Here is a 23,584-nt window from a genome sequence, read left to right on the forward strand (position 1 = left end):
GAAAAGTATGTGGAATCTACTCCGCAACTGGTACCAGGAGAAGTTCTCCGATCCTCAGGCGGTCACCCTGGCACTGATCCTGATGGTGGGCTTTGCCATCATCTACTTCTACGGCAAGCTGATCACCCCTCTGCTGGTGGCCGTGGTGCTGGCCTACATGCTGGAATGGCCGGTGGCGCAGATGGCCAACCGCGGCTTGCCTCGCTCCCTGGCGGTCTCGCTGGTGCTGCTGGTGTTTGTCGGGGTGATGATGATGTTCTGTCTCATCGCCCTGCCGCAGATCTGGAACCAGGGGATCAGCCTGGCCCGGGAACTGCCCGAGATGATTGGTCAGGCTCAGGGGATGGTCCTGACACTGCCCCAACAGTATCCTGATGTGATCAGCGAGAAGCAGGTCCAGGAGCTGATGCAGAATCTCAACAATCAGATTCTGGCCTGGGGACAGCAGGTGCTGCAGATCTCTCTGGGCTCCCTGGTGGACCTGGTGGCCCTGGCGGTATACGCCATTCTGGTGCCCCTGCTGGTGTTCTTCTTCCTCAAGGACAAACGCCAACTGCTGCGCAGCCTCAGCCGTTTTGTGCCCAGCAACCGTGAACTGGCCAAGCAGGTGTGGGCCGAGATGAACGGCCAGATCGTCAACTACATCCGCGGCAAAGCCATCGAGATTATGATCATTGGCGTGGCCAGCTACCTCACCTTCCTGTTTATGGATCTGCGTTATGCCGCCCTGTTGGGGCTGGCGGTGGGGCTGTCGGTGCTGATCCCCTACATCGGTGCCACCGTAGTGACCATCCCGGTGGCCCTGGTCGGCTTGTTCCAGTGGGGGGTAACCCCACAATTCGGCTATCTGATGCTGGCCTACGGCATCATTCAGATGCTGGATGGCAACGTGCTGGTGCCCATCCTGTTCTCCGAAGCGGTTAACCTGCATCCGGTGGCGATCATCATCGCCGTACTGATTTTCGGCGGCCTGTGGGGCTTCTGGGGCGTGTTTTTTGCCATCCCCCTGGCCACCCTGGTCAAGGCGGTGATCAATGCCTGGCCCAGCAGCGAGATGGTGCAGGAGGCGGGTCAGTGAGTCAGCTTCCCGTTAACGAGATTTTCGAGACCATCCAGGGCGAGGGCCAGTTTACCGGCATGCCGGCGGTGTTCCTTCGTCTTCAGGGCTGCCCTGTGGGCTGCCCCTGGTGTGACACCCGCCATACCTGGGAGGTGGAGCCTGAGAACCAGGTGGACCCGGAGCAGATCATCGGTATCAGCGGTGATAAGCCTATCTGGGCCGGCTATGACGAAGCTCAACTGGTGGCTTTGCTCACCGATGGCCGCTACAGCGCCCGTCACCTGGTGATCACCGGTGGTGAACCCTGTCTGTACGATCTGACCGAACTGACCCGGCTGATGCACGCTGCGGGCTGGCGCTGTCAGATTGAGACCTCCGGCTGTGCCGAGGTACGTTGTGATGAGCAGACCTGGGTGACGGTATCGCCCAAGGTAAACATGAAAGGCGGGCTGCCTGTGCTGTCGCAGGCACTGGCCCGAGCGGATGAGATCAAGCATCCCATCGCCACAGAGCGTCACATCGAGGAGTTGGATCAGCTTCTCGAAGGCCAGCCCTTGCCCAGAGAGCCGCAGATCTGCCTGCAGCCCATCTCCACCAAGAAGCGGGCGACCGAGCTGGCCATCGACACCTGCATCAAGCGCAACTGGCGACTGTCGGTGCAGACCCACAAGTACCTGGATATCGATTAAGCCGTTGCCTAAGCCTTAAAGAGAAAGACCGCCATCTGGCGGTCTTTTTTGTCAGCATCACTTGGGTTGGTCGGCCAGCAGGCAGTTGTCGCTCTCACCGCGGACTCAGGGCCAAAAAAATCCCCGCCGGGGCGGGGATCTTCAACTCTTTACGCAACCATCAGCACTCGACGATGTTCACCGCCAGACCGCCTCGGGCGGTCTCCTTGTACTTGGTGCGCATATCCTGGCCGGTTTCCCACATGGTCTTGATCACCTTGTCCAGAGAGACCTTGTGCTGACCGTCGCCGCGCAGGGCCAGGCGGGAGGCGTTGATCGCCTTGACCGCGCCCATGGCGTTGCGCTCGATGCAGGGCACCTGCACCAGGCCGCCCACAGGGTCGCAGGTCAGGCCCAGGTTGTGTTCCATGCCGATCTCGGCGGCACACTCCACCATGGCAGGGGTGCCCCCCATGATCTCGGTCAGTGCGCCGGCGGCCATGGAGCAGGCGACGCCCACCTCACCCTGGCAGCCCACTTCGGCGCCGGAGATGGAGGCGTTTTTCTTGTAGAGGATGCCGATGGCGGCGGCGCTCATCAGGTAGCGACAGGCGGTCTCTTCGTCCACCGGCTGAACAAACTTGTCGTAGTAGCAGAGGACCGCGGGCAGGATACCGGCGGCGCCGTTGGTGGGAGCGGTCACCACTCTGCCACCGGCGGCGTTTTCCTCGTTCACCGCCAGGGCAAAGAGATCCACCCAGTCCATGGCATTGAGGGGATCGCTGCTGTTGCACCCTTCAACGGTGAGTCTGCGGTACAGCGTAGGGGCCCGGCGGCGCAGCTTCAGGCCACCGGGGAGGATCCCTTCGTCGCGACAGCCGCGTTCCACACACTGTTTCATGGTGAGCCAGATGGTCCAGAGCTGGGCGCGAATGGCGGGCTCTTCGGCCACCATCTTCTCGTTGGCCATCATCAGGGACGCGATGGAGAGTCCCTGTTCATTACACAGCTCCAGTAGCTGGGCGGCGCTCTCAAAAGGGTAGGGCAGGGTCGGGCCCTGACTGATGGTGATGGGTTGGGCGATCTCACTCTTGTCCAGGACAAAGCCGCCCCCTACGGAGAAGTAGGTTTGCTCATACACCACCAGGCCACGCACCAGGGCACGCAGGGTCATGGCGTTGGCGTGTTGGGGAAGGGTTTTGCGTCTGTGGTAGGTCAGGCCATTGGCCCGGGTGAAGCGGACCCGGCGTTCACCATTCAGAACCAGGGCTTCCTCGGATTCAACCTGGTCCAGCTTGCCCTGGACGCTGTCGGTGTCTACGGTTTCCGGCTCATCACCCAGCAAGCCCAGCACCACAGCCTTACCGGTGCCGTGCCCCTTGCCGGTCTGGCCCAGGGAGCCAAACAGCTCGCACTGAAGCTCGTCGGCCTGTTCAAACTGCTGATGCTCTTTGAGCTCATCGATAAAGCGATTGGCTGCCCTCATCGGGCCCACGGTGTGGGAGCTTGAGGGGCCGATGCCGATACTGAACATATCGAACACGCTGATCATAAACGGTATCCCTGTTGTGTCGTTGCCCGCAGGCGGATGGCTGATGGTAACCCAGGCGGAGGGAAAGCAAAATCCGACCTGACTCATACAGCATAATATCTTGCCGCCATGCTGTCCTGCCGATGTCTGCTCTGTTGTTCGATCAGGCACAGGGGGAGTGCTCTGGACCAAAACGGCCTGGGAATGGGATTCACACTGGATAGGACCCATACTGGTTAGAGACGCATTTCTGGTGCGGAATCGAATTGGGCTCACCTGGCAAAATTCGATCAACCGTGATCCAGATCAGGATTTGCCCTTTGATTGGCCCGGCCCTGTGGCTATAGTGGTCCCAAGCTAATGGAATGGTTTCGCTATGATTATCTACCTGCACGGCTTTGATGCCACCAGTCCCGGAAATCACGAGAAGGTGCTTCAGCTGCAGTTTGCGGATGAAGATGTACGTTTTATCAATTACTCCACCCTGCATCCTCGTCATGATATGCAGCACCTGCTAAAGGAAGTGGAGAAGCATAAGAAGTTCAGCGATGACGCCAATCCGTTGATCGTCGGCGTAGGCCTGGGCGGTTTCTGGGCCGAGCGGGTGGGCTTCCTCTGCGGCATGCGCTCCGTGGTGTTCAACCCCAACCTCTGGCCGGAAGAGAATATGGTGGGGCTGATTGACCGCCCCGAGGAGTATCGGGACATCAAGGAGAAGTGCGTTACGGCGTTCCGCGAGCGAAACCGCGGCCACTGTCTGTGCGTCCTGGCCCGCAATGACGAGGTGCTGGATACCGCGCGCATCGAGTCCGAGTTGGGGGCTTACTATCCGGTGATCTGGGACGAAACCCAGACTCATAAGTTCAAGGATATCTCCAAACAACTCAGGGCTCTGTCCCAATTTAAAACGGAAGAACGCAACTGCGCGTGATTCGTTGAACACTAAGGCGGCCTCGGGGTCGCCTTTTTGTTTGCTGCTATATTGAAACTAACTGTGTGATTGCGGGTGCTTCGATGAAACGGCTGTTGGTAAAGGTGACAGGCAAGGTCCAGGGGGTGTGGTTCCGGGCCTCAGCTCAGGAGACGGCACTCCGACTCGGGGTGACCGGTTATGTGCGCAACCTGGATGACGGCAGCGTAGAGATGCTGGCCCAGGGGGCAGACAGGGCGGTGGACGCCATGCTGGACTGGGCCCATCAGGGCCCGCCCAGTGCCCAGGTGTCCGACGTGCTGGTGTCCGATTACGACGGCAGCGATCTCTACCTGGATTTCGAGGTTACTGAGTAGAGTCTGTGATCTGGGCGCTTGCTGGCGCTTCAGTGGGCGATTCAATCACTGGCAACGTCTCGGTTGGCGTCGCCTCCAGCGGAGGCATCTTGCTGGGCTGGGTCATACGGCGAATCTGTACCACCATCCCCAGCCTGGGGTGATCGAAGTAGTGGATCTCCCGGCTGCGCACCCGGCGGCTCTGCTCCAGCCTGATTTGGTTCAGGAAGGGCTCGGTTTCCACGGTTGTGTCCACCGCCTCTCCCTCTGATTGCTCAAGGGCACCTGTGATCACCATGGGTGCGCCATTCGCCAAAGGCTCCCCGTCCCCTGTCTCCAGCACTGGCACCGGCCTTTCCCCCTCTTCGCGAAGCTGAAGCTGGGTGTCGATGTGCAGGAACTGATTAAGGTAGATGCGAATCCAACCATCGAGCTGCCACATGGGCTGGCTCTCTGCCGCCTGGGGCATCAGCCAGGAGAGATCAAAGGCGCCGCTGTCTGCGGGGCTCTGTTCCGGGATCAGCCGACCATCGGCCTGGTAGCGGTCGGCGAAGTTGTGGCCGCTGTAGAGGCGGTAGGCCTGGCTGTTGCCCCGGCTGTAGACCGGCTGTTGCCAGCCGGTGTGCAGCAGCAGCTTGGCACCACCTCGTTTGAGCTTGGCCAGAGCCTCGTCAAACTCGATCTCACTCTCCGGCAGCAGGTAGGGTTCGCCCAGTCGAGGATCCCCCATGTTGATCGCCGTGACCCGGACCGGCAGGTCGATGGGTTGCTCGGGCTGGTCGGGCTGAGGCTGGCATTCCGGTTGATCCGGCTGCCAGCCGAAGCTCTGGCAGTCGCTCAGCGCCAGCTCCAGTGAGCTGGTGTCCGGCATCACCGCAGGGCCGAGAAGATCGCGCTGGGCAGCGATTTTCATCGGAGACAGCTCTTCTGGGAAGCGCTCGCTGGTGGTCTGGGGACGCTCAAACACCACCAGTTCCACCTCAAACCAGGTGGCCTCTTCGGCGGCGCTAACGCCGCTGCCCAGCAGGGCGGTGAGCCCAAACAGGGCGCGGTACAGTGGTTTGCTCATCAGATCCCCAGTTGGCTTAGCAGCTGTTCCACCGCCTCCAGGCGGGCAGGGGTTTCCTGCAACTCGCCCTGGAAGCGCAATTTATTGGGGCCATCCATTCGCAGGAGGCCAGCTTGGGATTGTAACAGACCTATGAGGATTTCCGGAGTCACACTGGTGTCCGGCCCAAACTCGATGCTGCCCCCCTTGGCGTGCGCGTCGATGCGGCGGATGCCCGCAGCCATGGCACGCAGTTTCAGACGGGTCAGGGTCAGCAGATTCTCTGTGGCGTCCGGCAGTTTGCCGAACCGGTCCACCAGCTCCACCCGGGCTTCGGTCAGTTCGTCCACGCTGTTGCAGGAGGCGATGCGTTTGTAGATTGCCAGTCTGGTATTGACGTGGGGGATGTACGCCTCCGGCAACAGGGCCGGAATCTTCAGCTCCAGCTCGGTCTGTTCTGCCAGGATCTGATCCAGGCTGGGCTCCTTGCCAGCCTTGAGGGCGGCCACCGTCTGCTCCAGCATGTCCATATAGAGGCTGAAGCCTACCTTGGCGATGTGGCCGCTCTGTTCATCCCCCAGCAGTTCACCGGCTCCGCGGATCTCCAGATCCTGGGTGGCCAGCATAAAGCCCGCTCCCAGGTCTTCCAACTGCTCGATGGCCTCCAGTCGCTTCTTGGCGTCTTTGGTGAGGCGCTTGCCCTGGGTCAGCAGGTAGGCGTAGGCCTGGTGATGGGAGCGGCCCACCCGTCCCCTCAGCTGATGCAGCTGGGCCAGGCCGAAGCGGTCGGCCCGCTCGATGATGATGGTGTTGGCACTGGGGATATCGATGCCGGTTTCGATGATGGTGGTGCACACCAGCACGTTGAAGCGTTGGTGGTGGAAGTCGCTCATCACCCGTTCCAGCTCCCGTTCGCGCATCTGGCCATGGGCGATGGCGAAGCGGGCCTCGGGCACCAGTTCCGCCAGCTCCTTGGCGCACTGCTCTATGGTGTCCACGCTGTTGTGCAGGAAGTAGACCTGGCCGCCGCGGAGGATCTCCCGCATCAGCGCTTCGCGAATCAGGTTGCCCTCCTTGGGGCGGACGAAGGTCTTCACCGACAGTCGCCGTGCCGGCGGTGTGGCGATGATGGACAGGTCGCGCATGCCGGACATCGCCATATTCAGGGTGCGGGGGATGGGGGTGGCGGTCAGGGTGAGGATGTCCACCTCGGCCCGCAGCGCCTTGATCTGCTCCTTCTGGCGAACGCCGAACCTGTGCTCCTCATCGACGATAAGCAGCCCCAGGTCGGTGAACTTGATGTCCGACTGCAGCAATTTGTGAGTACCGATGACGATGTCCACCTTGCCTTCGGCGAGCTGATTCAGCACCTGCTTTTGCTCGCCGGCGGTCTTGAAGCGGGACATCACCTCGATGCGCACCGGCCAGTCGGCGAAGCGGTCGCGGAAGTTTTCATAGTGCTGCTGGGCCAGCAGGGTGGTGGGCACCAGGACCGCCACTTGCTTGCCTCCGGCCACCGCCACAAAGGCGGCGCGCATGGCCACTTCGGTCTTGCCGAAGCCAACGTCGCCGCACACCAGGCGGTCCATGGCGTTGCTGGTGCGCATGTCGCGTACCACGGCATCGATGGCGTGGTGCTGGTCCACGGTCTCTTCGAAGGGGAAACCGGCGGAGAACCGCTGATACTCAGGCTCATCCAGTTCGAAGGCGAAGCCCGGCTTGCTCTCTCTTTGGGCATAGATGTCCAGCAGTTCGGCGGCCACGTCCCGGACCTTCTCGGCGGCCTTGCGCCTGGCCTTGTCCCAGGCTTCGCTGCCCAGCCGGTTAAGCTGGACCTCAGACTCTTCACCGGCGCTGTAGCGGCTGATGAGGTGCAGGGCATTCACCGGCACGTAGAGCTTGGCCTGGTCTTTGTACTCCAGCACCAGGAATTCGGTGCTCATGCCACCGGCCTCCAGGGTCTGCAGTCCCTGATAGCTGCCGACGCCGTGCTTGAGGTGTACCACAGGCTGGCCCACCTTGAGTTCCGCCAGGTTGCGGATCAGGGTGTCGGAGCTGACGGTCTTGCGCTGGCGACGACGTTGACGTACCCGGCCGCCCAGCAACTCCTCTTCGCAGATGAGGGCCAGCCCCTCTTGCTCCAGCAACACACTCTGTTCCAGGGGGCTGACGATGATGCCGATGGCGGCGTCGTCGTCGAGGAACTGGTCCAGGTGATTGAACTGGCTCAGGGTCAGCTGCATGGGGCGCAGCAGCTCCAGCAGGGCCTCCCGGCGCCCCTCGGACTCGACGCTGAACAGGGTGCGCTTCGCCCCTTCCAGCCGCTGTGCCAGGGCCTGGGTCGGCACCTTGAGCTGGTGATTGACCGCCACATCGCCGATGGCTGAGACCCTGGCTTTGGGCTCTTTGGCGATCTCGCTGATCTCGCGGGAGAGCTGAATACGGCCATGGGGTTTGATGCGGGCGAACAGCTCTTCGGTGTTCAGGAACAGGGTGTTGGGGGGCAGCAGCGGCCGCAGTGGATCCACCCCGTAGTTGTCGAAGCGCTGGGTGGCGTCGGACAGGAACTTGTCGCAGGCTCCCTGAATGTCCCCCGAGGTCATCAGCTGCACCTGATCGGGCAGATAGTCGAACAGGGTGGCGGTGGACTCGAAAAACAGCGGCAGATAGTTCTCGGCGCCGGCGGGCATCAGGCCTCGGCTGATCTGCTGATAGACGGACTCCGCTTCGTTGCTGATGCGGCTGAAGTGCTGGCCCCAGCGGCTTCGGAACCCTTCGATCGCCTTGTCATTGGTGGGAAACTCCCGGGCGGGCAGCAGACGTACCCGCTCCAGGCTGCCCTGGGTGCGCTGACTGTCCACATCGAAGGTACGAATGGACTCCAGCTCATCATCGAACAGATCCAGTCGCAGAGGCTGCTCGCTGCCCATGGGGAACAGATCGATGATGGAGCCTCGAACCGCAAATTCGCCATGCTCATACACCTGCTCCACATGGTGGTAGCCCGCCTGGGTCAGGTTATGGCGCAGGGCGTCGATGTCGATGCGCTGGCCGGGTTCCAGCAACAGCACGCTGCTGCCCACATAATCCACCGGGGGCAGCCTGACCAGGGCGGTGTTGACCGGAACGATCACCAGGCCATTCTGGGTCTGAGGCAGACGATAGAGTGCCTCCAGGCGCTGGGAGACGATGTCCTGATGAGGCGAAAAGCTGTCGTAGGGCAGCACCTCGCGATCCGGAAACAGGGTGACGGTCATCTCCGGGCAGAGATAGGCCAGCTCCTGCTCCAGGTGCAGGGCAGAGGGGGTGTCCTGGGTGATCAGTAAGCTGACTCCCTGATGCTGTCGGGCCAGGCGGCTGATGGTCAGGCTAAGGGCACTGCCGGTAAGGCCGGTAAGACGGCGCTTGCATCCGGCGCCGGCGGGGGCCGGCGCCAGGGGGGAAAAACTACTCATGATTCGGGCTTACTGAAGTTAGGTGCGGCTATTGTAGGCAAGGGGGGCGGGCGCTTCCACCCCAGCGTGTCAGGGGGTTTGCTGTTCGCGTCGGGCCTGGGCCCTGGCACGAAGCAATCTCTGCTCCACCTGCAGACTGGCATGGACCAGCCGTTCCTGATCCGCTTCGATGATGCTGGTGAAGTCCAGATCCCACAGGAAGCCGCTCTCCTGGGGCTGACACTGAGTCAGTTCGGCGACGGCAAAGACCGCGACATTCTCTTCTGGCACCAGAATCTTGATCTCCAGGATGGTGCCAGGCTCCAGGGCATGGTCACTGCGAACCTGGGCACCACTGCCCCCAAAACGGACGCCCTGACAGCGGTACCTTGCTTCGGTGCTTCTCTCCAGCTGTAGCTGCAGCACCATATCCAGCTTGAGATTTTGCAGGCTCAGGTACTCCGCCAGTTCGGCGGCATGCTGCGCCAGGCTGGCCATCAGGGGCTGGCAGCGCTGCTCCACTTCATTGACCTGAGCCATCAGCTTGAAGGCACGGGGCATCATGGTCAGCAGGGTATCGGTGTCCACCAGGCGCTTGTCCGCAGGCAGAGGGTCGGCGAACAGGGTGAACTCGCAGGTTACACTGAAAAAGCTTTGTTGCGTCTCGGACATGGCCTGAACTTGTCTATTGGGGGCGAATAACTTTATTATCCGATAACTTATCTATTTGGCAAATGGTTAGATGTCGCCTTCTGTCTCCCTGCTTATCGGGTTGCGTTACTGGCGTGCCCGAAAGGACACCCAGTTCGTCTCCTTTATTACCTTCTTCTCCGTGGTGGGTATCGCCCTGGGGGTGGCCGCGCTGATCGTGGTCAGCTCAGTGATGAACGGCCTGGAGGGACGGCTGAAGACCCGCCTGCTTGGCGCCGTACCCCAGGTGCTGGTGTCCCAGGCCCGTTACCTTGACAACCCCGCTGAGCTGCAACAGACCCTGGCTACTCAGCCCGGAGTCGTCGGGGTGACCCCACTTGTGGGCACCGAAGCGATGCTGCAAGGGGAGGGGGCGCTCAGCGGTGCACAGATTCTCGGCGTGGATCCACATCAGGAGTCTGGTTTCTCAACGGTGTCCAGTCATCTGCTCAGCGGGCGCTGGCAGGATCTTCAGCCTGGTCAGTACCAGATCCTGATGGGGGCCCGTCTGGCCAGCCGTCTCAACCTGCTGCCCGGTGACAAGGTGCGGGTGATCTCCGCCACCGGCGCCGTCTATGGCCCCATGGGAAGGCTGCCAAGCCAACGGGTGTTTACCCTGGCCGGTGTGTTTGAACTCGGCGCCGAAGTGGATGGCAACCTGGCCTATGTACACATCAATGATGCCGCTCGTCTCACCCGGTTGGGCAAGGGGCGGGTGGCGTCGATGCGCCTCTACCTGGATGACGCCTTCACGGCGCCGGCTCTGGCGGCCCAGCTGCAGACTCAGCTCGGGGAGGGTTACCGGGTGCAGGACTGGCGCAACGATTACGGTCAGTTGTTCAGCGCGGTCAAGATGGAGAAGAACATGATGGCGATGCTGCTGGCGCTGATCATCGCCATTGCCGCTTTCAACGTGGTCTCCGCCCTGGTGATGATGGTCACCGACAAGACCTCCGACATCGCCATCCTCAAAACCATGGGACTGAGTCGTGCCTCGGTGATGGGGGTGTTCTCCGTCCAGGGGATGACCAGTACCCTGCTCGGGGTGGTGGTCGGTGCCCTGGCCGGGCTGGCGCTGGCGTTCAACCTGCAAGGGGTGATGGCCGCCCTGGGGATCTGGCTGCTGCCCCCGGGCCAGCCACTGCCGGTGATCCTCAACTATGGCCAGATAGGCCTGATCCTGGCCGGTGCCATGCTGATCAGCTACCTGGCGACTCTCTACCCCGCTTGGCGGGCTTCCCTGATTCAACCCGCTGAGGCGTTACGTTATGAGTGATCTATTGCTGCGTTGTGAGCAGCTGGGCAAAGAGTATCGGGAGGGTAAGCTGGCCACCCGGGTACTGACGGACCTGAACCTGGAGGTTAACGCCGGCGAGCTTCTGGCGGTGGTGGGCAGTTCCGGCTCGGGCAAGAGCACCCTGCTGCACATCATTGGCACCCTGGACACCCCCAGCGAGGGCCAGGTGTGGTTTAAGGGGCAGGAGCTGTTTGCCCTGAGCGATGGCGCCCGCACTCAACTGCGTAACCGGGAGTTGGGGTTTGTCTATCAATTTCACCACCTGCTGCCGGAGTTCACTGCCCTGGAGAACGTCATCATGCCGCTGCTGATCGCCGGTCAGTCCAAGGCCCAGGCCAGGACTCGGGGTGAGGAGCTGCTCAACCGGGTTGGCCTGAGCCACCGCATGGAGCACAAACCCTCTGAGCTCTCCGGCGGGGAACGCCAGCGCGTGGCCATTGCCCGGGCGTTGGTCAACCGCCCAGCCCTGGTGCTGGCGGACGAGCCCACGGGGAATCTGGATGAGGCCACCGCCGAAGAGGTGTATGAACTGATTCGGGAACTGGCCGCCCAGGAGGGCACCGCTTTCGTGGTGGTCACCCATGACCGTGAGTTGGCGGCCCGGCTGGACCGTCAGCTGATGATGCATGGCGGCCGATTGCAGGCCGCTCAATGAAGAACCTGGCTCTTATCTGGCAACTGGGATGGCGCTTCCTGCGCACCCGCCACAGCAACCGCTTTATCTCGGTGATCTCCCTCTCTTCCATCATCGGCGTTGCCCTGGGGGTCACGGTGCTGATCCTGGTGCTGTCTGCCATGAATGGCTTCGAAAGAGAGCTCAAAGATCGCTTGTTGGCGGTGGTCCCCCAGGCGGAGCTCATCGCGGTGGACAGCCCCATACTGGATTGGCAGGGGATGGCGGACGATGCCCTGACAGAGCCAGGTGTGGCGGCGGCGGCTCCGTTCACCCTGGTCAATGGTTTGCTGCAAAAAGGCGAGAAACTCAAGGGCGTGTCGGTGAGAGGGGTGGATCCCAGGCTGGAGGCCCGGGTCTCCGATGCCCACAGCTATATGTCGTCTGAAGCCTGGGGATCACTGTCCGACGGCGATTCGCCCCTGGTGCTGGGCAAAGCCCTGGCGGCCGAACTGAACCTGAACCTTGGGGACAAGGTGACCCTGTTGGTCCCCCGGCCGGCCACGCAGGGGCAGCGCCCTCCCAAGCGGGTGGTGTTTACCCTGACCGGCCTGTTTGACCTGGGCGGTGAAATTGACCGCACCATGGCCTTTACCAGCCTCAGCCGCGCCTCGCAGATACGGGACTTCGGCCAGGGAGTTGGGGGCTTGAGGCTGAAACTGGACGATCTGTTTGCCGCGCCTCAGGTCATTCGGGCCGTCGGCTATCGACAGACCCACTATCTCTATCTGAACGACTGGACCCGTACTCAGGGGCACCTCTACTCCGACATTCAGTTGATTCGCAGCCTGATGTATCTGGTGCTGGTGCTGATGGTGGCCGTGGCCAGTTTCAACATCATCTGCTCCCTGGTGATGGCGGTTCGGGACAAACAGGCGGAGATCGCTATTTTGCGCACCATGGGCCTGGAGCGCCGGGCGGTGATGGGGGCCTTCCTGGTTCAGGGGGCCCTGACCGGCCTGACCGGCTGCCTGTTGGGGGCTGCTCTGGGCAGTGCCCTGGGCTGGCGCCTGTCCGACCTGGTGCGTGCCATCGAGCAGAGTCTGGGGATCACCCTGCTTTCAGGGGATGTTTACTTTATCGATTTTCTGCCTTCACAGCTGATCTGGAGTGACGTGGTGTCAGTGACGGTGCTGGCCTTCCTGGTGACCGTGGTGGCGTCTCTCTATCCCGCCTGGAAAGCGGCGGCGCAGGAGCCGGCCCAGGCACTCAGGTAGGCCGGCAACAGAGGCACCCCTCGGGTGCCTCTGTTGTTTGGTTCTGAGATACGCGGCAGCGGGCCGTTGATCCTCCTCTGAGCAGATATCCGTCCGTGCCATTAAGGTGGATAAGCGATCAAAAAAGGCTCCCTCGGGAGCCTTTTTTAACGCTGTGATTCGGGCAGGCTTACTTGCCGTTGCCGTTGCCGTTGCCGTTGCCGTTGCCGTTGCCGTTGCCGTTGCCGTTGCCGTTGCCGTTGCCGTTGCCGTTGCCGTTGCGCTGTTTCTGGCGCTTCTTCCAGCTAAACAGGATGGAGTAGCGCCATAAGCTATTGATCACGAAATAGGTAAACAGGGAACTGAGTCCCCCCAGCACCAGGCAACCGAGCAGGAAGGGTTCGCCAATTTGCCCCAGGCTGGTGCTGAGCCACTCCCAACTCAGTTCAAACTGGAAGTGCCCAGCTTCGATGCCCAACAGGGAAGCCCCGACCAGGTAAGCCAGATAGAACATGAAGGGCATGGTGACCGGATTGGTAAACCACACGGTGACCACCGCCAGCGGCAGGTTGACGCCGAGAATGATGGCGGCAGCCGCGGCCAAGACCATCTGAAAGGGAACGGGAACCCACGCCATGAACATGCCGGCCGCCAGGGCGCCAGCGGCAGAGCGACGATTCAGGTGCCACAACCCGGGTTGATGGATCACATCACCGAAGAGTTTCAGGTGCTTGTGGTCCTTGAGTTTCTCAGGGTTCGGCATCAGCCGTTGAATGGTCTTTTTTGGCATAGCGGTTTGTTATCGCCTAAACAGAGTCAGGTGAACAGTTTTCTTCTTGGTTGGGTGGCAGCCATCAGCTCAGGCCTGTTCTGGCCGGCATTACTGCCTCCCGGGTTTCTGGTCGTCACTGGAGCGGCCGCCCTCTGGCTAGTGCGGCAAAAGCCGTTGTTGGCCGGAATACTGCTGGGCGTCTGCTGGTTCGCCTGGCACGGCGACCGTCATATCACTGCGGCACAGCCCCTGAGTGAGGGGGAGCACCAGCTGGTGGCGAGGCTGCTCACTTTACCAACCCGCGGCGCACTATACCAGCGAACTTTATGGCAGGTCGAGAGAATCGGAGAAACCCCATTGAAGTTCCACCATCCCGATCGCATCTGGCTGACCTACCAGGGGGAGACCCAGTGGCAGCCGGGCCACCTCTACCAAATGAGGGTCAAGTTGCGGCCTCCCATGGGTACCTTCAATCAGTTTAGCTGGAACCAGAGACGCCATGCATTGGCCAACCGGGTGGTGGCCCAGGGACGCATCCTGACGATGGAACCGGTAGCGCAACACAGCCATTGGCGCGTCCCCCTGGCCCAGAGCCTTGAACAGGCTGTTGCTTCCCTGCCCAGAGGCGACCTGCTGTGGGCCCTGGCCATGGCGGACCGCCGTGGGCTCAGTGATGAGCGTTGGCAGACGCTCCGGGCCGCAGGCCTGACTCACCTGGTGGCAATCTCAGGGCTGCACCTGAGTCTGGTGGCGCTGCTGCTGGTGACTCTGCTCGGCGGGTTGGCAAGACGACTGTGTCCCTCTCAGGGGGGCGGTGCCCGTTTGCCGGTGTTGCTGGTGGCTGCCCTCGGGGTCATAGGCTATGCCCTGCTGGCCGGGTTGGGGTTGGCGACCCAGAGGGCCCTGATCATGGCTCTGGCCGCCATGGTGATGCTGGCCACCGGGCGCTTTGGCCGCCCCTGGGAGCTGCTGCTCAGGGCCGCAGCATTGCTGCTCCTGCTGGACCCCCTGGCGGTGCTGGGGCCGGGCTACTGGCTCTCCTGCTGCGCCGTCGGAATCATCATGCTGCTGGTGGCTCAGGCGCCCGGGTGGAGTCGCGGTCGCCTGGCCAGCCTGGTGTGGATTCAGTGTGGACTGACGCTGTTGCTGGGGTTGGTGCAGCTGGGGTGGTTTGGCTCTCTGTCACTCCATGCCTTGTGGGCCAACCTGCTGATGGTGCCCTGGGTGTCCGTGGTGGCTCTGCCCCTGACTCTGGTGGCCGCTCTGGGGCTCTGGTTGTCGCTGCCGTTTGCCGACAGCGGCTTGTGGCTGGCGGATATGGTCCTGTGGCCACTGGAGTGGGTGGCCCAGACTGCCCAGTCCCTGCCGGGAGCCAGCCTGGGCTGGGCTCATGGAATGATGACTCTGGTGTTGCTGCCCCTGGCGCTGTGGCTGGTGTGGCGACCGCCTGTGCCCAAGGCCAGGTATCTGGCGCCGGTGCTGGTGATCCCCACACTGCTGACCCAGTTGGAGCGGTCGCCTCTGAGTTGGCAGGTTCATGTGATGGATGTGAGGCAGGGGCTGAGTGTGGTGGTGGAGAAGCAGGGCAGGGCGCTGGTGTACGACACAGGAGCCGCCTTTCCGTCTGGCTTCAGCTACGCCGAACGGGTGGTGGATCCCTTCATGAGAGGCCGGGGGATAGGCCACCTGGATTACCTGGTACTCTCCCACGGCGATAACGACCACGCAGGCGGCGCGACAGCGATGAAACGTCTGTGGCCCGGGCTCAAAGAGATCTCTGGAGAGGAGTGTAAGCGAGGCCCCACTCGTTGGCAGGGGCTTGAGCTGGCCTGGCAGCAGTTCGACTACCGGGGCAACAATGGTTCCTGCATCTTGCGTATCTCCGACGGCCAGTACAGCGTGCTGCTTCCCGGTGACATCGAGGCGGCCTCCGAGGCCAGGATGACTCCCAGGCGGGCCACCCTGCTGATCTCACCTCACCACGGCAGTCGCAGTTCCAGTACCGAGCCCTGGGTCAGGGCGGTGTCTCCCGGCATCGTTATCCACCCGGCAGGCTGGCGTAATCGCTGGCGCTTCCCTCATCCCGAGGTAGAGGCCAGGTATCAGGGGCAGGGGGCCATTCAGAAAACCACGGGGCGTCAGGGACAGGTGAGTGTTCACTTTCACCCCCAGGGAGTGACTCTGCTGAGCTACAGCGAGGATCTGGCTCCCTATTGGTATAACCAGCGAGGCTGGTAGCTAATGGGGGTAATTGACGGTTTAATCGACATTTGTTCACCATGCGTTGGTATCCATGCCCGGTGTGGGTAGAATGGCCCCTTATATTGAAATTCGGTTAACTCTATGAGCGCCAAACCAACTCCAATGGAGAAGGGACAGACCTGGGCAACCTTTAAGCGTCTGTGGCCCTATGTTCTCCCCTACCGCGCCGCGTTTGTTGTCTCCATTCTGGGGATGATCACCTATGGTGCGGTGGACGCCGGTATGATCTGGCTGGTTCAGCCCCTGATTGATAATGCGCTGACTGCGGGCAACAGCGACGTGCTGAAGATGGCCCCCTTTATCGTGATAGGGATGTTCCTTGTCCGCGGCTCCGCCAACTTTGTGTCGACCTACTGCCTGGCCTGGGTCAGCCAGAAGGTGGTGCAGAGCATGCGCCAGATGGTGTTTGAGAAGTACCTCAACCTGCCGGTGAGCTACTTTGACACCCAGAGTTCCGGGGACCTTATCAGTCGCATTACTTACGACACCGAGCAGGTGGCCCGGGCCTCCAGCAGCGCGCTGGTGAGCATGGTGCGCGATGGTGCCACGGTCATCGGCCTGCTGTTTATCATGTTCTATCAGAGCTGGCAGCTGTCGCTGATCTTCTTCCTGATTGGGCCCCTGGTCGCCTGGGTGATCACCCTGGTAAGCCGTCGTTTCCGGAAGGTTTCCAAGGCGATTCAGAAAGCGATGGGGGGCGTGACCACCGCCTCTGAGCAGATGATCAAGGGGCATAAGAACGTGATCGCCTTCGGCGGTCAGGAGATCGAGGCGGAGCGTTTCGCCAGAGTGAACAACCGCAATCGTCAGCAGAACATGAAGCTGTCGGCGGCTCAGGCGATCAGCCAGCCGGTGATTCAGATCATCGGCTCCGTGGCCCTTGGCGTGGTGCTCTATGTGGCCAGCTTCGACTTCATTTTCCAGAGCCTGTCTCCCGGTACCTTTATCACCATCGTCGGTTCCATGATGGGTCTGATGCAGCCGCTCAAGCACCTGACCCGGGTCAACGCCGACTTCCAGCGTGGCATCACCGCCGCCCACTCGGTGTTTGAGGTGCTGGACACGCCGAATGCCGCCGACAATGGCAGCCATAAGGTGGACCGGGTCGAGGGGGCGATCAGTTTCAAGGATGTGACCTTCTGCTACCCCAACACCAACAAAGATGATCCGGCCCTGCGCGGTGTGTCCCTGGAGGTGCCGCCCGGCAAGACCCTGGCCCTGGTGGGCCGTTCCGGCTCGGGCAAGAGTACCATCTCCAGCCTGCTGCCCCGTTTCTACGATGCTACCGACGGCATGATTCAGGTGGACGGGGTGGACGTGAACGAGTACGTCCTGAGTAACCTGCGCAGCCAGATTGCCATGGTGTCTCAGCAGGTGACCCTGTTCAATGACACCATCGCCAACAACATCGCTTACGCTTGCGAGCAGTGCAGTCGTGACCAGATCGAAGCCGCTGCCGAAGCCGCCTACCTGATGGAGTTCGTTAAGGATCTGCCACAGGGGCTGGATACCATGGTGGGTGAAAACGGCATCCTGCTCAGCGGTGGTCAGCGCCAGCGCATCGCCATCGCCCGCGCCATCCTGAGGGATGCTCCCATCCTGATCCTGGATGAGGCCACCTCGGCCCTGGATACCGAGTCTGAGCGTGCCATTCAGGCGGCCCTGGACAACTTGCAGAAGGGGCGCACCTCGGTGGTGATTGCCCACCGCCTCTCCACCATCGAAAATGCCGACATCATCATGGTGGTGGACAAGGGCCAGGTGGTGGAGCAGGGCAACCATCAGCAGCTGCTTCAGCATGGTGGCATCTACAGTCAACTGCACCAGATGCAGTTCGGTGACAATGAGTAGCTGGTTCGAACGTGCCTGGCAGCAGGGGAGCCCGGTCTTGTGGCTGCTGGCCCCGCTGACCCTGCTGTTTATCCTGGTCAGCGGCCTGCGTCGCCTGCTGTTTCGCCTCGGGGTGATGCCCAGCGTCAAGTTGCCGGTGCCAGTCATCGTGGTGGGCAACCTCAGTGTCGGCGGCAATGGTAAGACGCCGGTGGTGCTTTATCTGATTGAATTGCTGCGCCGCCATGGCTATCAGGTGGGGGTGATCAGCCGCGGCTATGGCGGCCAGGCTGAAACCTGGCCCCAGTGGGTGTCCCAGGATACGGACCCAGCCCAGGTCGGGGATGAGCCCGCACTGATTGTCCAGCGAACCGGCGCGCCGATGGCGGTGGGGCCGGATCGCATCAAGGCGGCCCAGCTGCTGCTGGAGAGGGCGAAGGTGGACGTGATTGTGGCCGACGACGGCCTGCAGCATTACCGCCTTCAGCGAGACATCGAGTTGGTGGTGGTTGACGGAGAGCGTCGCTTCGGCAATGGTTTTCGCATGCCCATGGGGCCGATGCGAGAGCCCGTGAGTCGCCTCAAGAGTGTGGATATGGTGATCTGCAACGGCGGTCAGCATCAGGTCGGTGAATACCCCATGTCTCTGTCCCCGGACAGGTTGAACGCGGTGGATGGCAGTGATCGTGCCTTCGACCCGGACCTGGAGATTGTGGCCATGGCGGGGATCGGCAACCCCCCAAGGTTCTTCACCTCACTGGAGGAGCAGGGGCTGTCGCCGCTGCGCTGTGTCCCCTTTGCCGATCATTACCTGTACAGTGAGGCGGAACTGGCGGCACTGACCCCGGACGGCGAACTGCTGCTGATGACCGAAAAAGATGCGGTCAAGTGCCGTGGTTTTGCCCGGCCCAACTGGTTTTACCTACCGGTAACTGCTAATTTACCGGAAGATTTTGATGGCGCGCTGCTGTCACGACTGAAGGAATAAACAATGGCGTTCGATACCAAACTGCTAGAGATTATTGCCTGCCCTGTGTGTAAGGGTAAGCTGGAGTTCAATGCGGCCGAGCAGACCCTGATCTGCAAGGCAGACCGTCTGGTTTACCCCATCGACGACGGTATTCCAGTGCTGCTGGAGAACCGTGCGACTGAGCTGAAGGAAGACTGATCATGGGCTTTGTGGTGGTGATTCCCGCCCGTTTTGCCTCTACCAGGCTGCCTGCCAAACCTCTGGCGGAGATCGCCGGAAAGCCGATGATCCAGTGGGTTTGCGAGCAGGCCCAGGCCAGCGGTGCCGACCGGGTGGTGGTGGCGACCGACGATCAGAGGGTGTTTGACGCCGTCTCAGGTTTTGGCGCCGAGGTGGTGATGACCTCAGCGCATCATAACTCAGGAACCGAGCGCCTGGCCGAAGTGGTCGAGCTGCTTCAGCTCGGTGAAGATCAGGTGGTGGTCAATGTTCAGGGTGATGAACCCCTGATCCCGCCCGCCAACATCCGTCAGGTGGCGCAAAACCTGATCGCCAGCGGGCTGCCCATGTCCACCCTGGGGGTGGCCATCGAAGACGCCGAGGAGATGTTCAACCCCAATGCGGTCAAGGTGGTGTGCGCCGCCGATGGCAGGGCCCTCTATTTCTCTCGTGCGCCGATTCCCTACCACAGGGACGGGTTTGCCGATGGGCCAGCGGTCAGCCCTGGCGCGCTGCGTCATGTAGGCATCTATGGCTATCGTGCTGGCTTTATTCAGCGTTATGTCAGTTGGCAGCCCAGTCCACTGGAGGGGATTGAATCCCTGGAGCAGTTGAGGGTGCTTTACTACGGTGAAGGGATTCATGTGGAGGAGGCCCAAGAGACCCCTCCGGCCGGCGTGGACACGCCGGAGGACCTGGAGCGGGTCAGAGAGATTCTCGAATAATAGACAGGCGGCCGTTGGGCCGCCTTTTTTGTGTCAGATGGCTCAGTCCGGCCAAACCTCAGATCTGGCTTTATTGATCTGCTGCTTAAAGGTGGTGGTGAGGGAAGCGCCATTAAGGTATTCGCTGGTGGCCCACTGGTAGGTGAGGCAGAGTACGGTGGCCAGGATGATGCCGCGCCAGGTTCGGGTGCCAAACAGCAGACTGAAGGCCACGGCCCCAAACAGGGCGCCCACCAGCCAACCCCAGTGACCACTTACTCTGTCCAATGACAGTTCCAACAGGGCCAAGGCGACGCACACGGTCAGTGCCCCAAGCAAAGGCCCGGGAGTGGGAGAGCGTATCAGCACCGCAGTCCCGTAAACTGGCACCATGGAGACCAGCAAAACCAGGGCGGCGAAAACCAGCAGATCAGTCATGCAGTCTGTTTCGATCCTCGTAGAGAGTGGTGACCCAACGCTCGGTGGTGATGAAGCGCCAGCTCCAGGAGGACAGGGATGTGGGGAAGGCTTTCTGCCAAGCCTCCAGTGGCGCATCCTTGTCCTGTTTCTTCGCCCATATTATTGAGTCTAGCAGCATTTTCTGGAACGTCTGCAGGTCGGCCTTGTTCGCCAGCTTGCCGTGACCCGGTATCACCCTGGTGTCTGCATCCATCCATTCCAGCGCCTTGGTGACCGCATTGAGGTATCCCTCCACACTGCCTCCTCCCTTGAGATCGACGTAGGGGAACATGCCGTTGAAGAAGAGATCACCCATGTGGATCACATTGGCCTTTTCGAAACGAACCAGGGCATCGCCATCCGTGTGGCCATGAGGCAGGTGGATGACCCGAATGGTGTCGTCGTTGAGGTGGAAGGTGATCCCCTTATCGAAGGTCACCACAGGTAGGTGCTCAGGGGAGAACTTGGCATCGTCTGCCAGTCTCAGCCGGACATTGTGATGAGCGAACACCGTAGCAGGAGGCGCAAATTCGGCGTTACCGCCGGTGTGATCGCCGTGGTAGTGGGTGTTGAGCACATAGTTCACCGGACCAGGCTTGATGGCGGCCAGCGCCTGTTGGATGCGACCGGCCAGAGGCGCGAACTGGTCGTCGATAATGAGAATGCCATCGTCGCCGGCACTGACACCGATGTTGCCGCCGCTGCCGGTGAGCATGTGCACCCCTTCCGACACTTTCTCGGAGAGGATCTTCACATCCTTAAAGCGATCCTCAGCGCTCAACGGCAGGGAGAAGAGCAGGGTCATGAGAAGCAGTTTGCGCATAAAAATCATCCTGATGGTTGTTTGTTGATGAAAATAACACCAAATTCCTATGGTTGATATACACCTCCGTTCATTGAGGGGCAGCTATTTTCTTGGGGGTAAGGGCGATACCTTAGAAGCGTGGCACAGGAAAGAAGCTCGCTACCAGATGAAAAAGGGCGCCTCGAGGGCGCCCTTTATGGTGTGGTCAGTACCTGTAGGTCAGGTCCATGTAGTAGTAACCGCCATTGAACCCGAAGGGGGTGTTGGTGAGCGGATAGATGAAGATGCCATTGAAGTTGTTGTCCTCGGGGCGCTTCTCCGGATAGGTGTCAAACAGGTTCTGGGCACCGGCGGTCAGGGTCAGGGCATCGGTCAGGGCGTAGCTGGCACTGAGGTCGGTGGTCCACTTGGCGTCGTATTTCACCTCGGTTCGGGAGTAGCCCACGGTGTAGGTGCCGAAGTAGCTGAACCTTAAGTGGGTGGTCAGATCGTTCAGGCTGTGAGTGAAGCCGAGGTTGCCCTTGTGGTGCAGGTTGGCGTCGGTGGCGCGAATCTCCTCCCGGCGGTCAAACAGCTGCTCCTGCTGACCACTCAGGATGGTGGGCAGGTTCACCGACTGAATCTCGGTGTCGTTGTAGGCGTAGGCCAGGTTGGCTTTCAGCTCACCCCAGCTGCCCAGGTCAAACTCCTGGGTGGCCACCAGATCCAGCCCCTGGGTGCGGGTGTCCAGGCCGTTGATGAAGAAGCGGGCGGATTCGGCGTTGGTGCCGGCAAACAGCGTTTCAATTTGTGGGGAGGACTCCTTATCCACCGAGCCGGAGAGGATGATGCGATCGTCCACATCGATGCGGTAGGCATCCAGGGTGACGGTCAGGCCACTGTCGTGGCTGTACACCAGGCCCAGGCTGTAGGAGTGGGAGATCTCCGGCTCCAGCTCGTTCACTCCCAGGGCCTGGGTGATGGGCGCCAGGGTGTTGAAAGTGCCGGACTCACGGGGCACAAACTCGCCGGTGACCGGATCCGGATCGAAGAAGGTGGAGATGTTGGTGAAGTAGAGCTGCTGCACGCTGGGGGCGCGGAAGCCGGTGTTGGTGGTGGCACGCAGCGCCAGGGAGTCGGTGAGGTCCCAGCGACCCGCCAGCTTCCAGCTGGTGTTGCTGCCGAAGTCGGAGTAGTCCTCGTAACGGGCGGCGGCGGCCCAGTAGAACTGGTCGCTGTACTGGTTTTCCAGCTCCAGATAGAGCCCCAGGTTGTGACGGTCCTCGTCTACCGCAGACTCGGGAGTGAAGCCGCCAAAGCCCTGGCTGCCGCCGGATTTGCCCTGGTAGTCGCCGCGAATGTAGGAGGCTTGCTCACCGGCTTCCACTTCATAGCCGCTGTTGCGCCAGCTGGCGCCCAGGGCAACCACCAGTTCGGAGTCGTTGGCAAAGTCGTAGTAGCGGGAGGCGTCGATGTTGAGGTTGAGTTCGTTGGTGGTCAGCTTGCCCGCATCAAACTCGGTCTGGCTGGTGGGGCCCAAGGAGGCGTTCAGGCTGTTTTTTACCCGGTACTCGAAGCTGTTCTGGCCATAACCGGCGGAAGCATCCAGGCTCCATTCACCCACCTCGAGTTCATAACCTACCAGCAGGGAGGCATCGATGATCTCCGGGTTGATCTGCGGCAGGAAGCCGTCGGGGTAGATCTCCGGGACGTTGCGACTGTCTCTGGCGCGGCGGTAGAAGGCGCCTGAGTTGGACTCACGCTCCGAGTAGCCGCCGAAGAAGTACAGCTGGTCGTCACCACCGAGGGCGGTGCCGGCGTTGAGGAACAGGCCGTAGTTCTGGTAGTCGCTGTCACCCACATGGTGGTTGTTGCGGTCGAAGCTCTCCTCGCGGGGATCCGGGCTGCCGTCGGCCAGCTCAGGGTACTGCTGGCGGGGGTCGTTGCCGGCGCGGTTGGTGGGGTTCTTGTGGTGGCTCTCCAGGGAGAGGTTCAGGAAACCCTCGTGACCAAACTGCATGCCGTGATTCAGGCCGACGCGCACCTGCTCACCGTCGCCTTCGTAGGTCTGACCCAGGTGGGTACTGATGCTGCCCCCCTGGTCGGCGTCCTTGAGCACCACGTTGATCACCCCGGCGATGGCGTCAGAGCCGTACTGGGCGGCGGCGCCGTCACGGAGGATCTCGATGCGCTTGATGGCGGACATGGGGATGGCGTTCAGATCCACGTTGGAGGAGCCCTTACCCACGGTGCCGGAGAGGTGCACCAGGGCGGTGGTGTGACGGCGCTTGCCGTTCACCAGCACCAGGGTGTGGTCCGGAGACATGCCGCGCAGGTTGGCAGGGCGAACCGCGTCGGTGCCGTCGGTCACCGAGGAGAAGGGGAAACTGTAGCTGGGGGCGGCAAATTGCAGCGCCTTGGCGGTTTCCAGCTGACCTGTGGCGGCCAGGTCTTCGGCGGAGATGATGTCTACCGGGGCGGCAGAGTCGGTGGCGGTGCGCAGGGCAATGCGGGAACCCACCACTTCGATACGTTCAACAGCGGCCTCTTCGGCGGCCAACAGGGGGGCTGGCAGAGTTGCTGCGACAGCCAACGCAACAAGGTTTCTAAACATCCGTACTATCCAAATAACTAAAGTGAATATGAAAGTGTGAGGATGTTAACACTTCGAAGAACGCCGAATTATAACCAAATCGTCTGATTCATCATGCTCCGGTCTAA

At 61.3% G+C, this 23,584-nt stretch carries 19 protein-coding genes and 1 pseudogene; 12 read left to right on the forward strand and 8 right to left on the reverse strand.

The annotated features are described in order from the left end of the window. Positions 1–7: 7 nt before the first annotated feature. Both G505_RS0102350 and queE read left to right on the forward strand, forming a co-directional pair. Positions 8–1,078 (forward strand): AI-2E family transporter, encoded by a 1,071-nt coding sequence (locus G505_RS0102350; protein WP_028108120.1) that lies wholly within the window; start codon positions 8–10, stop codon positions 1,076–1,078. Positions 1,079–1,137: 59 nt separating this feature from the next. Next, on the forward strand, positions 1,138–1,749 hold the full coding sequence (gene queE, locus G505_RS0102355; RefSeq protein ID WP_051215865.1) for a 7-carboxy-7-deazaguanine synthase QueE: 612 nt from the start codon (positions 1,138–1,140) through the stop codon (positions 1,747–1,749). A gap of 160 nt (positions 1,750–1,909) precedes the next feature. On the opposite strand, the gene G505_RS0102360 is transcribed toward queE, so the two are convergent. Continuing rightward, on the reverse strand, positions 1,910–3,280 hold the full coding sequence (locus G505_RS0102360; RefSeq protein ID WP_028108122.1) for an L-serine ammonia-lyase: 1,371 nt from the start codon (positions 3,278–3,280) through the stop codon (positions 1,910–1,912). Between the two features lie 355 nt (positions 3,281–3,635). Between G505_RS0102360 and ycfP the strand changes: the two genes are divergently transcribed. Beyond that, positions 3,636–4,190 carry an alpha/beta hydrolase YcfP gene (gene ycfP / locus G505_RS0102365; RefSeq protein ID WP_028108123.1) on the forward strand — a complete coding sequence of 185 codons (555 nt, stop codon included), beginning with the start codon at positions 3,636–3,638 and terminating at the stop codon, positions 4,188–4,190. A gap of 83 nt (positions 4,191–4,273) precedes the next feature. Continuing rightward, positions 4,274–4,546: an acylphosphatase gene (locus G505_RS0102370; protein WP_028108124.1), complete on the forward strand. Its 273-nt coding sequence runs from the start codon at positions 4,274–4,276 to the stop codon at positions 4,544–4,546. On the opposite strand, the gene G505_RS0102375 is transcribed toward G505_RS0102370, so the two are convergent. From G505_RS0102375 to G505_RS0102385, 3 genes are all read right to left on the reverse strand, one after another. Continuing rightward, positions 4,536–5,594: a CsiV family protein gene (locus G505_RS0102375; RefSeq protein ID WP_028108125.1), complete on the reverse strand. Its 1,059-nt coding sequence runs from the start codon at positions 5,592–5,594 to the stop codon at positions 4,536–4,538. The two genes, G505_RS0102370 and G505_RS0102375, sit on opposite strands and share 11 nt — an antisense overlap. Further along, complete coding sequence (mfd, locus tag G505_RS0102380; protein WP_028108126.1) at positions 5,594–9,028, reverse strand: transcription-repair coupling factor; 3,435 nt, start codon at positions 9,026–9,028, stop codon at positions 5,594–5,596. The genes G505_RS0102375 and mfd overlap by 1 nt, the downstream gene beginning before the upstream one ends. 69 nt (positions 9,029–9,097) lie before the next feature. After that, on the reverse strand, positions 9,098–9,679 hold the full coding sequence (locus G505_RS0102385) for a PilZ domain-containing protein (protein WP_028108127.1): 582 nt from the start codon (positions 9,677–9,679) through the stop codon (positions 9,098–9,100). Positions 9,680–9,749: 70 nt separating this feature from the next. Between G505_RS0102385 and G505_RS0102390 the strand changes: the two genes are divergently transcribed. From G505_RS0102390 to lolE, 3 genes are read left to right on the forward strand one after another with little or no spacing between them, the layout of a single operon-like run. Further along, entirely contained in the window at positions 9,750–10,973 is a 1,224-nt protein-coding gene (locus G505_RS0102390) for a lipoprotein-releasing ABC transporter permease subunit (RefSeq protein ID WP_028108128.1), read from the forward strand. Next, complete coding sequence (lolD, locus tag G505_RS0102395) at positions 10,966–11,649, forward strand: lipoprotein-releasing ABC transporter ATP-binding protein LolD (RefSeq protein ID WP_028108129.1); 684 nt, start codon at positions 10,966–10,968, stop codon at positions 11,647–11,649. Before G505_RS0102390 ends, lolD begins: the two co-directional genes overlap by 8 nt. Continuing rightward, positions 11,646–12,884 carry a lipoprotein-releasing ABC transporter permease subunit LolE gene (lolE, locus tag G505_RS0102400; RefSeq protein ID WP_028108130.1) on the forward strand — a complete coding sequence of 413 codons (1,239 nt, stop codon included), beginning with the start codon at positions 11,646–11,648 and terminating at the stop codon, positions 12,882–12,884. Before lolD ends, lolE begins: the two co-directional genes overlap by 4 nt. Positions 12,885–13,149: 265 nt before the next feature. Here the strand turns inward: lolE and G505_RS20340 are convergent. Next, positions 13,150–13,653 (reverse strand): annotated as a pseudogene (locus tag G505_RS20340) (DUF2062 domain-containing protein); the annotation flags it as partial. 30 nt (positions 13,654–13,683) lie between these two features. Between G505_RS20340 and G505_RS0102410 the strand changes: the two are divergent. The 5 genes from G505_RS0102410 (at position 13,684) to kdsB (ending at position 19,641) form a co-directional block, all read left to right on the forward strand. Beyond that, positions 13,684–15,873: a DNA internalization-related competence protein ComEC/Rec2 gene (locus G505_RS0102410; protein ID WP_169628181.1), complete on the forward strand. Its 2,190-nt coding sequence runs from the start codon at positions 13,684–13,686 to the stop codon at positions 15,871–15,873. Between the two features lie 105 nt (positions 15,874–15,978). After that, complete coding sequence (gene msbA, locus G505_RS0102415; RefSeq protein WP_028108132.1) at positions 15,979–17,748, forward strand: lipid A ABC transporter ATP-binding protein/permease MsbA; 1,770 nt, start codon at positions 15,979–15,981, stop codon at positions 17,746–17,748. Then, on the forward strand, positions 17,741–18,715 hold the full coding sequence (gene lpxK, locus G505_RS0102420) for a tetraacyldisaccharide 4'-kinase (RefSeq protein ID WP_028108133.1): 975 nt from the start codon (positions 17,741–17,743) through the stop codon (positions 18,713–18,715). Before msbA ends, lpxK begins: the two co-directional genes overlap by 8 nt. Before the next feature lie 3 nt (positions 18,716–18,718). Then, entirely contained in the window at positions 18,719–18,895 is a 177-nt protein-coding gene (locus G505_RS22635; RefSeq protein ID WP_084643745.1) for a Trm112 family protein, read from the forward strand. Positions 18,896–18,897: 2 nt separating this feature from the next. Continuing rightward, on the forward strand, positions 18,898–19,641 hold the full coding sequence (kdsB, locus tag G505_RS0102430; protein ID WP_028108134.1) for a 3-deoxy-manno-octulosonate cytidylyltransferase: 744 nt from the start codon (positions 18,898–18,900) through the stop codon (positions 19,639–19,641). A gap of 42 nt (positions 19,642–19,683) precedes the next feature. Here kdsB and G505_RS0102435 read toward each other — a convergent pair whose 3' ends face one another. The 3 genes from G505_RS0102435 to G505_RS0102445 form a co-directional block, all read right to left on the reverse strand. Then, positions 19,684–20,058 (reverse strand): hypothetical protein, encoded by a 375-nt coding sequence (locus tag G505_RS0102435; RefSeq protein WP_028108135.1) that lies wholly within the window; start codon positions 20,056–20,058, stop codon positions 19,684–19,686. After that, entirely contained in the window at positions 20,051–20,902 is an 852-nt protein-coding gene (locus G505_RS0102440) for an MBL fold metallo-hydrolase (protein ID WP_028108136.1), read from the reverse strand. Before G505_RS0102440 ends, G505_RS0102435 begins: the two co-directional genes overlap by 8 nt. Positions 20,903–21,089: 187 nt before the next feature. Next, the gene (locus G505_RS0102445; protein ID WP_028108137.1) at positions 21,090–23,477 is read right to left on the reverse strand and encodes a TonB-dependent receptor plug domain-containing protein; all 2,388 of its coding nucleotides are present in this window, start codon (positions 23,475–23,477) and stop codon (positions 21,090–21,092) included. Positions 23,478–23,584 lie beyond the last annotated feature (107 nt).

Source organism: Ferrimonas futtsuensis DSM 18154 (assembly GCF_000422645.1).
In the GTDB taxonomy this organism is placed as follows: domain Bacteria; phylum Pseudomonadota; class Gammaproteobacteria; order Enterobacterales; family Shewanellaceae; genus Ferrimonas; species Ferrimonas futtsuensis.

Coding starts and splice junctions, on each gene's coding strand:
- G505_RS0102350 (WP_028108120.1), top strand. CDS start 8: ATGTGGAATCTACTCCGCAACTGGTACCAGGAGAAGTTCTCCGATCCT.
- queE (WP_051215865.1), top strand. CDS start 1,138: ATGCCGGCGGTGTTCCTTCGTCTTCAGGGCTGCCCTGTGGGCTGCCCC.
- G505_RS0102360 (WP_028108122.1), bottom strand. CDS start 3,280: ATGATCAGCGTGTTCGATATGTTCAGTATCGGCATCGGCCCCTCAAGC.
- ycfP (WP_028108123.1), top strand. CDS start 3,636: ATGATTATCTACCTGCACGGCTTTGATGCCACCAGTCCCGGAAATCAC.
- G505_RS0102370 (WP_028108124.1), top strand. CDS start 4,274: ATGAAACGGCTGTTGGTAAAGGTGACAGGCAAGGTCCAGGGGGTGTGG.
- G505_RS0102375 (WP_028108125.1), bottom strand. CDS start 5,594: ATGAGCAAACCACTGTACCGCGCCCTGTTTGGGCTCACCGCCCTGCTG.
- mfd (WP_028108126.1), bottom strand. CDS start 9,028: ATGAGTAGTTTTTCCCCCCTGGCGCCGGCCCCCGCCGGCGCCGGATGC.
- G505_RS0102385 (WP_028108127.1), bottom strand. CDS start 9,679: ATGTCCGAGACGCAACAAAGCTTTTTCAGTGTAACCTGCGAGTTCACC.
- G505_RS0102390 (WP_028108128.1), top strand. CDS start 9,750: ATGTCGCCTTCTGTCTCCCTGCTTATCGGGTTGCGTTACTGGCGTGCC.
- lolD (WP_028108129.1), top strand. CDS start 10,966: ATGAGTGATCTATTGCTGCGTTGTGAGCAGCTGGGCAAAGAGTATCGG.
- lolE (WP_028108130.1), top strand. CDS start 11,646: ATGAAGAACCTGGCTCTTATCTGGCAACTGGGATGGCGCTTCCTGCGC.
- msbA (WP_028108132.1), top strand. CDS start 15,979: ATGAGCGCCAAACCAACTCCAATGGAGAAGGGACAGACCTGGGCAACC.
- lpxK (WP_028108133.1), top strand. CDS start 17,741: ATGAGTAGCTGGTTCGAACGTGCCTGGCAGCAGGGGAGCCCGGTCTTG.
- G505_RS22635 (WP_084643745.1), top strand. CDS start 18,719: ATGGCGTTCGATACCAAACTGCTAGAGATTATTGCCTGCCCTGTGTGT.
- kdsB (WP_028108134.1), top strand. CDS start 18,898: ATGGGCTTTGTGGTGGTGATTCCCGCCCGTTTTGCCTCTACCAGGCTG.
- G505_RS0102435 (WP_028108135.1), bottom strand. CDS start 20,058: ATGACTGATCTGCTGGTTTTCGCCGCCCTGGTTTTGCTGGTCTCCATG.
- G505_RS0102440 (WP_028108136.1), bottom strand. CDS start 20,902: ATGCGCAAACTGCTTCTCATGACCCTGCTCTTCTCCCTGCCGTTGAGC.
- G505_RS0102445 (WP_028108137.1), bottom strand. CDS start 23,477: ATGTTTAGAAACCTTGTTGCGTTGGCTGTCGCAGCAACTCTGCCAGCC.